Genomic DNA, 12,160 nt, shown 5'->3' with positions numbered 1-12,160 from the left:
GCCTCGTACAGTTAGCCGCGTGGCCTTTTGCCATAGGACGAGATTTCGCCAAGGGCCAGTTCCTTCCGAGGTAAATTTCCGCTAGGGGCGAGCGCATGAACACGTTGAGCAAGATCGAAAGCGCGATGCCGCTGCCCGTTACCGTCGATGACATATTGGCGGCGCGTGTGCGGATTTCGGGCGCGGTCGTGCATACACCCACGCTGATCAGCCAGACTTTGTCCGATATGCTCGGCTGCAAGGTCTACCTGAAATTCGAAAATCTCCAGTTCACCGCCGCTTACAAGGAGCGGGGCGCGCTCAATCGCCTGCTTCAACTGGACGCGGCGTCGAAGGAAAAGGGCGTGATCGCCGCTTCCGCTGGCAATCACGCGCAGGGGCTTGCCTATCACGGCCGCCGTTTGGGCGTGCCCGTGACGATCGTCATGCCCGTGACCACGCCGACTGTGAAGGTGACGCAGACGCAAGGGCATGGCGCGACGGTCGTGCTGCATGGCGAGAAGTTTGACGACGCCAGCACCTATGCGCGCCAACTGGCCAAGGAGAATGGCCTGACCTTCGTCCACCCGTTCGATGAACCCGACATCATGGCCGGGCAGGGTACTGTCGCGCTGGAAATGCTGGAGGACGCGCCAGAGATCGACACGCTGGTCATCCCGATCGGCGGTGGCGGCCTGTTTTCCGGCATGGCCACTGCGGCCAAGGCGATGAAGCCCGACATCCGCATCTATGGCGTGCAGGCGGAGCTTTATCCGTCGATGTACAGCCATATCAAGCAGGCGAACCTGGCCTGCGACGGCGATACGCTGGCCGAAGGCATCGCGGTGAAAGAACCGGGCGAGTTGACCCGCCGCTTTGTCGAGCGTCTGGCCGACGACGTCCTGTTGGTCGATGAACGGCATCTGGAGGAGGCGTTGAGCCTGCTGCTCCAGATCGAAAAGACGGTGGTCGAGGGCGCAGGCGCGGCCGGGCTTGCCGCGTTGTTGATGCACAAGGACATGTTCGCGGGCCGCAACGTCGGGCTCGTCCTGACGGGCGGTAATATCGACACGCGCCTTTTGGCGAATGTGCTGCTGCGCGATCTTGCGCGGTCTGGGCGCCTCGCGCGCCTGCGTATCATCTTGCAGGATCGCCCCGGTGCGCTGTTCCACGTCGCCCGCATCTTCGATCAGGAAGCGGTCAACATTCTGGAGCTGTCGCATCAGCGCATCTTCACCAATCTTCCGGCCAAGGGCCTTAGCCTCGACGTCGAATGCGAGACCCGCGATGGGGAGCATCTCGATCGGCTGATCACGGCCCTGCGCGCCGCAGGATATGAGGTCGCGCCGATCGAGGTTGCCTGATCGGCCTCCCTGCGCGGGGAGTACGCATTTTTTTTCGTGGTAAATGACCTTTTCACGGAAGGCTGCGGGCGTCATAGTCTGTCCATGACTCAAGTTTCGCGCAGCGTTTTGACGGAGACCGTGGGGTGAGCGCACCATTTCGTTTTCCGCGCTTCTTTGTGACGAACCCCAGCCCGTGCCCCTATATTCCGGGCCGGAGCGAACGGAAGGTCTTTACCGAACTTAACGGCGACAATGCGTCGGAACTTAACGATGCGCTCGGCCGCATCGGCTTTCGCCGCAGTCAGAATGTCGCCTATCGACCCAGCTGCGCTGATTGTTCCGCCTGCGTTTCGGTGCGTGTGGTGGCAGGAGAGTTCACGGCCAACGCGACGCAGCGCAAGCTCATTCGCCGCAACAGCGACTTGATCGTCACGGCATGCAAGCCATGGTCGACGGAGGAGCAATTCCAACTGCTTCAGCGCTATCTGAAGGCGCGCCATCCGGGCGGCGGCATGACCGAGATGGACGAGATGGATTTCGCCGACATGGTCGAGCAGACGCCGGTCGAAAGCCACGTCGTCGAATATCGCGAACCCGGCAAAAATGGCCGTCCCGGCAAGTTGATCGGTGCATGCCTGACCGACCGGCAGGGCGATGGACTGTCGATGATCTACAGCTTCTTCGATACGGAGCTGGAACATCGCAAGGGGCTGGGCAACTTCATCATCATGGATCACATCCTGCGCGCGGCGAAAGCGGGCCTGCCCTATGTGTATCTCGGCTATTGGGTCGAGGGGTCACAGCGGATGCAGTATAAGGTCCGCTACCGCCCGCTGGAAAAGCTGAGCCGCAGCGGCTGGGTGCGTTTCGATCCGCAGGAGCAGGAGCAGGCGATTCGGGGTGTGCTGCCCCGCGATGAACCGCCGTTGCCGATCGAACTGGCGGGCATCTTCCGGAAATAACCGCTACCGCTGCTGCCATCAAAAGGCACGATCTGTCAGGAAAATCTACTTCGCGGCGAAGGTTACGGCCTCGATCTTGTTTCCATCCGGATCACGCACGAATGCCCCATAATAATGGGCGTCGTAATTGGGCCGAACGCCCGGCGGTCCTTCATCGGCGCCACCAAGTTCCAGCGCCAGTCGGTGAAACGCGCGGACGGCTTCGCGATCGGCCGCTTCGAAACAGATATGAACGCCGTTGCCGGACGACGCCTGCTCTCCATTCACCGGCGTTTCGACACTGAACACGACGTTAGTCACGCCATAATCCAGTGAATGCGGATAATCGCGTATGTTGCGATAGCCGAGCAGTGCCATCAGCGGGTCGTAAAAAGCCCGCGCGCGTTCGACGTCATTTGTCCCAACCGACACATGATGGATCATGCCGTCTCTCCTGTCCTTGCCCACCGGGCCTTCAGACAGGTTAAACCGCTGATCCTATTTGCAGTTGCACCTGCGTTTGACGCCATGGCGGCGCGTCGTCGTTTCGGTCACATAGCTGGTGGTGGTGACCGTCGGCGTGATGACCACTGTCGTTGTCGTGGCGCCCGGATAATAATAGCCGCCCGCGATGTAGCCGGGAGCCTGCGTCGTCGTGACCACCGGAGCGCCGGGGCCACCATGTCGGACGAGGGGCGGCGGTGCGCCATAAGGTGGAGCGTCATAATCCACTCCATAGTTGCTGCGCGCCTCGCCTTCGAAACGGCCCTCATATTCGCCGCTCACGGTGCGGCCATTTTCGTCCCGCCAAGTCCCGGTCCAGCGCCCTTCATATTCATGGGGCGGGGGCGGAGGTCCATCATGCGCGGTCACGTCATCATCATAGGGGACGCCGGGCCGATCCGGTTCATGATCGCGCGCATCCCAATCGATGTCGCTGCGATGATCCCGGACGCGGCCGTGACGATCGACCATCACGGCGTCGTCATAATAGCGGGACCAGTCATAGCCATCGGCGGGCGCAGGCAGACCATAGCGTCCATAATTGCCGATCCGGTAGGTGGGACTCACCCAATAGGATGGCAGGACATAGCCCATGACCGGCCGCCGGTAAGCGCCCCAACCGCCCGGCGCATACCAGCCCGCGAACCAGCGACCTTGAACGCGCGGTCCCCAGCGGTGGACCACCGTTCCGCGATGCATCCCGGGATGAACCGGCCGCATGCCGGAAAAACTCTTGCCTAAGACAGGGAGCGCTGCGCCAGTCCCGGCGGCACCACCTGCTAAAGCCGGTGTCGCGAGGCTGAGGGCAAGGCCCGTGCCCGCCAGCATGATGCTCCAGATCCGCATGCAAAACTCCCCGTTGTTCATGGCTGCCTTGGGCATGGCCGTGACGTTAACGTCTGGTTTAGCATGATGATCCGCCACGATCCACGCGGCGGGGACGCCCCGCCTGTCCCGAAACGGAGCAGCGCGGTTAAGCGAGTCGAGCGCCGATCCGTTCGATCAGCATCTCAAGACCATTCTGGTCGGCGATATCGAAACGCGCCGGGACGGGGCTATCGAGGTCAAGCACCGCAATGACCCGGCCATCGACCTTCACCGGCACAACGATCTCCGATGCACTGGCGGCATCGCAGGCGATGTGGCCGGGGAAAGCGTGGACATCCTCGACCAGCTGCGTCTCTCCCGTGTCGGCCGCCGCGCCGCAGACGCCCCGGCCCAAGGGAATGCGGATGCAGGCTGGCTTCCCCTGAAACGGGCCGAGCACCAGTTCACCTTCTACCATGCGATAGAAGCCTGCCCAGTTAAGGTCTGGAAGAAATTGCCAAATCAGCGCCGCGACATTGGCCATGTTGGCGATCGAATCGGGCTCGCCATCCGTCACTGCATCGACGGCCGACAGGAGGTCCGCATAGAGCGTTGACTTGTCGCCATCGGCCGGCGCCTTGAAATCAAACATTGGCAGTCCTCAATCCATTCGCACCTTGCCACGACCCTGTTTCACCGAACTGCGCGCCTTCTTGGCGTCCACGCGGCGTGCCTTTGCCGCCTTGCCCGGCTTGGTGGCGATGCGCCGGGGATCGCGTTTGTAAGCCTGCGCTATCATCTCGGCCAGCCGGTCGCGGGCATCCTGCCGATTGGCCTCCTGCGTGCGGAAGCGGGACGCCTGGATCACGATCTCCCCGCCAGAGGTCAGGCGAGACCCCGCCAGTTCCTTTATTTTCCGGAAGGCATGGACCGGCAATCCCAGCCGATAGAGCGCCACCCTCAACTGAACGGCAGTGGCAACCTTGTTGACATTTTGCCCGCCGGGACCGCCAGCGGTGATGAAGCGCTCCTCCAGCGCATCTTCCGGAATGTCAAAGTCCGGCATCATCCAGATACTCCGGCCCGAAGCCCGCTGCCGCGAACGTGGCGGGCAGGGGAGCTGTCGCCTCGGCCGGAGCCTTGCTCCCGCGCGGGACGCTGAGGAAACGGCTGTGCAGCAACATTGGTCCTTCGCCGGTGCCATAGACGGGGTCGCCAGCGATGCCGAAGCCCAACCCATATAATGTATGAGCGCGGATCTGATGCGTTCGTCCGGTGCGCGGTGTGAAGACCATCAGCGAGCGGCCGCCCTTCACCGCCAGCTTTCGCCATTCGGTCACGGCGGACTTCCCCTCTTTGGCCGCGATAATGCGCCAGCCCTTGGCCGCGCTGCTGACTTTCTTCAGCGACAGTTCGATGACGCCGCTCTCCGCTTCCGGTACACCGTCCACGACCGCGACATAGCGCTTGCTGACCGTTCCTGCCTCAAACTCGGCGGCATAGCGCTTGTGCGCCTTGGGATTGCGCGCCAGCAGCAGGCAGCCGCTGGTGTCCCGATCCAGCCGATGCACCGGCAGGGGCCAGCGTTGAAAGCCGAAGGTCAGTGACGAAAGGTGGTTCTCCAGACTCAGCGAACCGTCGCGCGGCGCATCGACCGGCAACCCAGCGGGCTTGTCCAGGATGATGGCTTCGCCATCGATGAAGAGAACTCGGTCATGCAATAGGGACAAGGAGTGATTCCGGAGCAGTTGGAAAGATTGACGGGCGCGCGCTGTCCTATAGGGCGTGGAAGCCATGGAGAACAGGGGGAACGAGGTCCAGCACAAGTCGGCGCCATCGGAACGGGTGCAGGGTGGCGGGCGGCTGGAATGGATCGATGTGGCGCGCGGCATTGGTATCATTGCCGTAGTGGCCGGACATGTGTGGAGAAGCGGCCCCCTCCGCGATGCGCTCTACAGCTTTCACATGCCGCTATTCTTCCTGCTGTCGGGCCTGCTGTCCCGTCCGCAGCCGCCCCAGGGGTTCGCCCTGCGGCAATTGGCGTCGCAGATGCGCCCCTATGCGGCCTTCCTCGCTTTGCTGATCATCGCGGATCATATCATCGAGCCCATGAAGGGGCAGCGGCCGATATTCAACCAATGGCCGAACGATATATTGCCGATCCTTCTTGGCGGATCATGGCTTCGCGGTCCCTATACCATATTCTGGTTCGTGCCCTGCCTGATGGCCGCGCGCATCCTGTTCAACGCGCTGCTGTCCCGTTGGCCCGATCCTCTCGACCGGCGCTGGTATATCGCGATCATAGCTGTCTCTGTTGGAGCTTATGTAGCAGGGGAGGTTACCCAGGAGTCCGTGCTGGGGTTGCTGACCGTGCCCATGGCCATGGTGCTGCTCTGGATCGGAGCCGTATGGCAGCAGGTGCCGTGGAGGCATTGGATGTGGCTGCCATTGGGCGCGCTGGCTCTGGCGGGACTATCAGGTCTGCTTCCCACGCTCAACATGAAGGCTGCGGATTATGGGTTGCCGATCCTGTCACTTGCTTCGGCTGTGGCGACATCTCTGCTGATCTTCCGCATTTCTGTCCATGTCGCGCCTTTTGGCGGATGGTTGGCGGCAGTCGGCAGGGCCTCACTTGTGATCATGTATCTGCACGTCGCGGTCATCCATTATCTGTCGCCCCATTTGGACAAGCCCTGGTTGCTGCTCCATGCGCTGCTGTTGCCCATTGCCGTCTATTACCTTCTGCGCGCCAGCCCGGTCGGCGGTCGCCTGTTCCTCTGAAAAAAGGGGCCGGTGCATCCATCCTATGCACCGGCCCCTATCGTTGTGCCTTGCGACCCAAGGCTCAACCGCTGCACCGAGAGGGGGAGGGTGCAGCCAAATTTCTACCCGTGCAGCTTGATCGCCGTCTCCGCGATCCGCCGCCCCTGATACCGGGCGCCTTCCAGTTCGTCCTCGTCAGGCTGACGGCTGCCATCGCTATGCGCGATAGTCGTGGCGCCATAGGGGGCGCCGCCCCGCACCTTGTCGACGCCCATCTGCCCGGTGTGACCATAGTCCAGCCCCACGATCACCATGCCAAAATGCAGCAGATTGGTGATGATCGAGAATAAAGTTGTTTCCTGCCCGCCATGCTGGCTGGCGGTAGATGTGAAGGCGCCGCCCACTTTTCCGTTAAGCGCACCGCGCGCCCAAAGCGCCCCTGCCTGATCAAGGAAAGCCGCCATCTGGCTCGACATGCGGCCGAAGCGGGTGCCGGTGCCGATGATGATTGCATCATAGTCGGCAAGTTCCGCAACGGTTGCGATCGGCGCATCCTGCTCCAACTTGAAACCCGCATTTCGGGCGACCTCCAAAGGCGCGGTTTCAGGAACTCGCCTGATGTCAACCTGAGCTCCTGCGGCGGCCGCGCCTTCCGCAACGGCCTTCGCCATCGTTTCGATGTGCCCGTAGGACGAGTAATAGAGAACCAGCACCTTAGTCATGAAGTGTCTCCAGTCTTGGTAATGCATTGATCGGAAAAAGGTTTCTTGAATAATGCGACCGCTCGCCCCCTTAGGGGGGCAAGGTGAGCGAGCGGCCGATAGGCGCTGCTAGCCTATTCGCTATCGACGAGGACGATTTCGCTATCCTCGATCGCGGTGATCGTAATGGGCTGGCCGCCCAGGATCGCGGCCCCATCGCGTGCTTCAAAGGTCTGGCCGTCAATCTGGACCCGGCCCGTCGCAGGCACCACATAGAGGTGCCGTCCTTCGGCGCTTTCATAGGTCACGCTGGTGCCAGCCTTCACCGTGCCGCCCAATAGACGGGCATCGGCCCGGATGCGCAGCGCGTCCTGGTCTTCCGCATAGCCGCTGGCTAGAACCACCAGCTTTCCGGAACGGTCATCCTTGGGAAAGGGCTTGGCGCCCCAGCTTGGCGCCCCGCCCTGGGCCTTCGGTATGATCCAGATTTGGAACAGCGTGGTCGTTTCATCCTCCAGATTATATTCGGAGTGACGGATGCCCGTCCCTGCGCTCATCACCTGTACGTCGCCAGCCTCTGTCCGGCCCTTGTTACCCAGGCTGTCCTGATGCGTGATCGCGCCCTTGCGGACATAGGTGACGATCTCCATGTCGCGGTGCGGATGCGGAGGAAAGCCGGTGTTCGCGGCGATTTCATCGTCATTCCACACGCGGATCGCGCCCCAGCCCATGCGATCGGGGTCGTGATAGTCGGCAAAGGAGAAATGATGGCGGGCATTGAGCCAGCCATGGTCGGCATGACCCAGCGTCTCGAAGGGACGACGCTCGATGCGGTTTCCTGCGGCGGTGATCATATTAATGCCTTTCATTGCTGCGGGAAAAGCGTTCCCGCTTGCTTCCGACTGATTTAGCGATCAGGTTCGTTTCTTAAATCAGCAGCATTGAAACGGATTGTTTCCCATATGCGTCTTCCCGACCTTGAAGCCTGGGCCATGTTCGCCGCCGTCGTGGAGCATCGCAGCTTCACCGATGCGGCCAAGGCGCTCAGTGTGTCGAAAGCCACTGTTTCAAAGGCAGTCACACGCCTTGAGCAGCATCTTGAGACCAGCCTGTTCAACCGCACCAGTCGGCGCCTTGCCCTGACCGAAAGCGGCAAGCGTCTCGCCAGTCATGCCGCCCGGATCTTCGAGGAAGGGCAGGCGGCCGAGGAGGCTGCGCGGCAGGATACGGACGAGCTGTCCGGAACCATCCGGCTAGGCGCGCCAATGACGTTCGGACTGCTCCGCATCGCGCCGCTGGTGGCGCAGTTCGCCAAGCTTCATCCCGCCGTCGATATCAATCTTCACCTGTCCGACGCGCGGATAGACATGATCGAGATGGGGCTCGACGCCACCCTCCGCATCGCCGACATGCCCGACAGCTCGCTCCGGGCCAGGCGGCTGGGTGACGTCAAGATGCATGTCATCGCTTCGCCCGCATATTTGGAGGAGCGGGGCAGGCCCAAGCATCCGTCCGACCTCGGTGTCCACGACTGTCTTTGCTATTCCAATACTTCGACGCCTGACGTGTGGCGCTTCTCGGGGCCGGGACAGCAGAATGTCGTGATACAGGTGAGGGCGCGTCTCACCGTTAACAGCGGCGACGCGATGCTGCCCGCGCTCCGGGCGGGCATAGGTGTCGCCCGGCTCCCCGATTTTATTGTCGGCGAAGCGCTCGCTTCAGGTGAGTTGGAAGAGGTTCTGCTGGATTGGAGGCCGCCGCCATTCGGCCTGCATCTGGTCACGCCGCCCTCCCGCTTGCGGCCTGCGCGGGTCGAAGCTCTGCTCGACTTCATCGCTCGCAACCACGGCTGCTGACGCTTCGTTGCGCAGGTGAATCTATCTTGACTCAAAATGAATCACTTCGACGATAAATCTTTGCAAACAGATTCAAATTCCCGCGACTCGCGCATTTCTGCGGGTTAGCGAAAAATTAACCTTTGTCCTTCAGAAGTTTTTTGGTTAATGAATTGGAGCAGACGCCGTTCTTAGGGGTTGACGGGATCTGCAAGGACAGGGGCTTCAATATGCGCGTTCTGCTAATAGAAGATGAACCGACAACGGCCAAGGCGATCGAGCTTATGCTCACGACCGAAGGCTTCAACGTCTACACTACGGACCTTGGCGAGGAAGGGCTCGACCTTGGCAAGCTGTATGACTACGATATCATCTGCCTCGATCTGAACCTGCCGGACATGCATGGTTACGACGTGCTGAAGAAGCTGCGCGCCGCCAAGGTGCAGACGCCGGTCCTTATCCTTTCCGGCATTGCGGAGATGGACAGCAAGGTTCGCTCCTTCGGCTTTGGCGCCGACGATTATGTGACCAAGCCTTTCCACCGTGAAGAGCTGATCGCGCGCATTCATGCCGTGGTCCGCCGGTCTAAGGGTCATTCGCAATCGGTCATCCGCACGGGCAAGCTGGCCGTCAATCTGGACGCCAAGACCGTGGAAGTGGACGGCAACCGCGTTCACCTGACCGGCAAGGAATATGCAATGCTGGAGCTGCTCTCGCTCCGCAAGGGCACGACCCTGACCAAGGAGATGTTCCTTAACCATCTCTATGGCGGCATGGACGAGCCTGAACTCAAGATCATCGACGTCTTCATCTGCAAGCTGCGCAAGAAACTGGCTCTGGCGTGCAGTGGCGACAATTATATCGAAACCGTGTGGGGCCGTGGTTATGTGCTGCGCGATCCTGATGAAGCGGAAGAGGTCGCGACCAAGGTCGCCTGACCCCGCACCCTTGTGTGGGTGCTAAAAGGCCGGTGATCCTATGGGATCATCGGCCTTTGTCGTTGATGCGGCTGCGCTCGATCAACCTCTTCTGATATGGAAAAGGGCCGGTGACCTTTTGGATCACCGGCCCTGTCTTGTCAGGCGGATGGGCGGAAAGGGGGCGGGCTTAAAGCCCGAAGTGGGGAATCCGCCCGAGTGGGGTCAATTGTCCGCCTGACTGGACGACGTGCTTTCGCTGGAGCCTGACGCCTGGCCGCTTCCCGATAGTGCGCCGGTTGCATTGACCGCCGCGCTTCCATTGAGAGCGTTGCTGGCGCTATCGGCCGAGTTCGCTGCACCGGACTGGGCCGCGCCAGCTGCGCTACCGGCCGCCGATCCAGCACCGCTAAGTGCGCCACTAGCCCGGTTGCGTGCCGCTTGTGCGGTAGCGCTGGCCTGACCTTGCGCTGCGGCACCAGCAGTGACCGCGCGATCTCGCACTGCGCCCGCCGTCTGGCTGACCCCATCCCGCACGCCGCCTACTGCATTGGCGACATCATTGGTGCCCAGCGTGTCTGCGGTCAGGCCACCGCTTGCCGATCCGCTGGCCGAGCCCGAGGCGTTTGCCCCATGGTTCTTGCCTTTGCGGCTGACAGAGCCAGTGGCGGCGCCGTCAGCCCGGCCAGAACCAGAACCCCTCGCCGCAACCCGCCCATTGTCCAGATCGACGCTGCGGTCGAGGCCGATGCCGCCCGAACCGCTCAATGTGCCGCCGAGCGATCCACCGGCGCCGCCCAGAGCGCCGCCAAGGCCACCGCCCAAGCCGCCGCCGCCACCTAGAAGCTGGGCAGACGCAGGAACCGCAGTCAGGGCGGCAAGGCAGGCAGTGGCAAGAATGATTGTCTTCTTCATCGATCGTCTCCTTGTTCGTTGTCGATCCGATGCAAGGACAACGGGATGGCGATGCGACTTCATCCCTGACGTCGAAATATTTTTATCAAATAACTGATATTCAATCGATATTTCTGCAATCACTACAGATGATACCATGTCCGAACGCTTTGCTGCTTCCCGGTTTGGCTTCCGCGATCAAGCCGTTCAGGCTGCCGCTCAGGAACAACCGCCCCGCGACCAGCGGGGCGGCGAAGGAGGTGCCTCGCACGCGCCCCTTGCCACCTCCGGCGCGAGCTGCATTCATGTCCGCACCGGGCGCTGCGAAATCCACGTGCCGCGCACGCCCCGCTTCGGGCAGCAAACGTCCGCCGCCGTCTACGCCCGTCACCGCCACGACATCAGGATAGGAGGCGGGATAGGCGGGAGGGGCGGCCGGGCCATCATTGCCGACCGCCGCTACCACCGTAACGCCCTTTTCCCGCGCCAACCGGACTGCTCCCGCCAGCAGGGGATTATCGGGTCCGACCAGGCTCACGGTGACGACTTTGACCCCGCGCGCCGCCATCCATCCCAGCGCCCGCACGATCGCGAAGGCGCTGCCGCCCGCCGGATCATCGCCATACACGTCCGCCACGAGTAGGGGCGTCCCCGGCGCGGCGCCCCGGATGGGGCCGGTCCCACTGATCAAGGACGCCACCGCCGTGCCATGCGAACTGGCGCGAGGTGCGCCACGAACGAAGCCGCGCTGCTCGACCGCGCCAGTGAGTGACGCGTGGCGGGCGACACCACCATCGATCAATCCTGCCGCTGGGGACCGGACAGTCCCTGTTCCAGCCAAGGCAGCACTCGCCGACTTGGGTGCTTTGCCGCCATGGAAATAGAGATTATCCGCGCTCGCCTCCGCCTCTGGTGCGATCGAGCGCACTTGCTTCAATGCACGGGCGAGGCTTCGGCCGGGCGGTACAGTCAGGCGCGTCAGCGGCAGATCGATCCCCTCAATGGCCTCGCTTGCCAACACATAGCCTGCGCCCCGCAACGCTTCGATGCTGGCCTGCTTCGCACCCGTCAGCAGGATGACGCCACGCCGCGCCGCCTCTTTCCGATCGTCCAGTTCCACGCTGTCGCCATGCCGTCGCAGCAGATCACCGATCCGCGCGGTCCTGGCCGCCACGAGACGCTCGGCGAAGCGGGCAGGGGGAACGCGATCCAGCGCGCTGTCCGCCTCGTTGAGCAGGTCCGGAACCACCCTGCCGACCTGCCCCAAGGCTCCATTGGGCGAGGGCAGCAGCTGCGCTTGCGCCGCTGGACCTGTCAGCAGCAGTCCCGCAACGATCCAGGAACGTAGGGCCTTCATCTCTATCTCTTTATCCTCGACTGGCGCGGAGGCGAATTTTCCGCTCCTTTCGCATCCATAATGAGTCATCGCGAATTTATTTCCGGTAGATATACGCCTTCAGGGATGAAACGAAT

At 62.0% G+C, this 12,160-nt stretch carries 14 protein-coding genes; 5 read left to right on the top strand and 9 right to left on the bottom strand.

Features of this window, described 5'->3' with window-relative positions; genetic code table 11:
* The first annotated feature begins 95 nt into the window (after positions 1–95).
* Together IZV00_RS06530 and IZV00_RS06525 are read left to right on the top strand one after the other, a co-directional pair.
* The gene (locus tag IZV00_RS06530) at positions 96–1,343 is read left to right on the top strand and encodes a threonine ammonia-lyase (RefSeq protein ID WP_196226315.1); all 1,248 of its coding nucleotides are present in this window, start codon (positions 96–98) and stop codon (positions 1,341–1,343) included.
* 125 nt (positions 1,344–1,468) lie between these two features.
* Entirely contained in the window at positions 1,469–2,287 is an 819-nt protein-coding gene (locus IZV00_RS06525; RefSeq protein ID WP_196226314.1) for an arginyltransferase, read from the top strand.
* 45 nt (positions 2,288–2,332) lie between these two features.
* Here IZV00_RS06525 and IZV00_RS06520 read toward each other — a convergent pair whose 3' ends face one another.
* The 5 genes from IZV00_RS06520 to IZV00_RS06500 all read right to left on the bottom strand — a co-directional run bounded on the left by IZV00_RS06520 (position 2,333) and on the right by IZV00_RS06500 (position 5,307).
* Positions 2,333–2,710 carry a VOC family protein gene (locus tag IZV00_RS06520; protein WP_196226313.1) on the bottom strand — a complete coding sequence of 126 codons (378 nt, stop codon included), beginning with the start codon at positions 2,708–2,710 and terminating at the stop codon, positions 2,333–2,335.
* Positions 2,711–2,764: 54 nt separating this feature from the next.
* Entirely contained in the window at positions 2,765–3,616 is an 852-nt protein-coding gene (locus IZV00_RS06515; protein ID WP_196226312.1) for an RcnB family protein, read from the bottom strand.
* A 127-nt stretch (positions 3,617–3,743) separates the two neighbouring features.
* The gene (locus tag IZV00_RS06510) at positions 3,744–4,229 is read right to left on the bottom strand and encodes a GAF domain-containing protein (RefSeq protein WP_196226311.1); all 486 of its coding nucleotides are present in this window, start codon (positions 4,227–4,229) and stop codon (positions 3,744–3,746) included.
* Between the two features lie 9 nt (positions 4,230–4,238).
* Entirely contained in the window at positions 4,239–4,643 is a 405-nt protein-coding gene (gene arfB / locus IZV00_RS06505) for an alternative ribosome rescue aminoacyl-tRNA hydrolase ArfB (protein WP_196226538.1), read from the bottom strand.
* A complete protein-coding gene (locus IZV00_RS06500) occupies positions 4,630–5,307 on the bottom strand; it encodes an RluA family pseudouridine synthase (protein WP_196226310.1) in 678 nt (225 codons plus the stop codon). Before IZV00_RS06500 ends, arfB begins: the two co-directional genes overlap by 14 nt.
* Before the next feature lie 64 nt (positions 5,308–5,371).
* Here IZV00_RS06500 and IZV00_RS06495 point away from each other — a divergent pair, with 64 nt between their 5' ends.
* Positions 5,372–6,358 (top strand): acyltransferase family protein, encoded by a 987-nt coding sequence (locus IZV00_RS06495; RefSeq protein WP_196226309.1) that lies wholly within the window; start codon positions 5,372–5,374, stop codon positions 6,356–6,358.
* A 104-nt stretch (positions 6,359–6,462) separates the two neighbouring features.
* Here IZV00_RS06495 and wrbA read toward each other — a convergent pair whose 3' ends face one another.
* Positions 6,463–7,062, bottom strand: coding sequence for an NAD(P)H:quinone oxidoreductase (wrbA, locus tag IZV00_RS06490; RefSeq protein WP_196226308.1), 600 nt, complete (start codon positions 7,060–7,062; stop codon positions 6,463–6,465).
* Positions 7,063–7,175: 113 nt separating this feature from the next.
* Complete coding sequence (locus tag IZV00_RS06485) at positions 7,176–7,895, bottom strand: pirin family protein (RefSeq protein ID WP_196226537.1); 720 nt, start codon at positions 7,893–7,895, stop codon at positions 7,176–7,178.
* A gap of 108 nt (positions 7,896–8,003) precedes the next feature.
* On the opposite strand from IZV00_RS06485, the gene IZV00_RS06480 reads away from it, so the two are divergent.
* Positions 8,004–8,897, top strand: coding sequence for a LysR family transcriptional regulator (locus IZV00_RS06480; RefSeq protein ID WP_196226307.1), 894 nt, complete (start codon positions 8,004–8,006; stop codon positions 8,895–8,897).
* Between the two features lie 209 nt (positions 8,898–9,106).
* Complete coding sequence (gene ctrA / locus IZV00_RS06475) at positions 9,107–9,814, top strand: response regulator transcription factor CtrA (protein WP_196226306.1); 708 nt, start codon at positions 9,107–9,109, stop codon at positions 9,812–9,814.
* A 204-nt stretch (positions 9,815–10,018) separates the two neighbouring features.
* Here the strand turns inward: ctrA and IZV00_RS06470 are convergent, their stop codons facing one another.
* Entirely contained in the window at positions 10,019–10,708 is a 690-nt protein-coding gene (locus tag IZV00_RS06470; RefSeq protein WP_196226305.1) for a hypothetical protein, read from the bottom strand.
* Positions 10,709–10,808: 100 nt separating this feature from the next.
* The gene (locus tag IZV00_RS06465; RefSeq protein WP_443020066.1) at positions 10,809–12,113 is read right to left on the bottom strand and encodes a S8 family serine peptidase; all 1,305 of its coding nucleotides are present in this window, start codon (positions 12,111–12,113) and stop codon (positions 10,809–10,811) included.
* Positions 12,114–12,160: the final 47 nt, after the last annotated feature.

The sequence above is a fragment of the Sphingobium sp. Cam5-1 genome, from assembly GCF_015693305.1.
Classification (GTDB): domain Bacteria; phylum Pseudomonadota; class Alphaproteobacteria; order Sphingomonadales; family Sphingomonadaceae; genus Sphingobium.
This window is presented reverse-complemented; position numbering and strand designations above follow the sequence as displayed.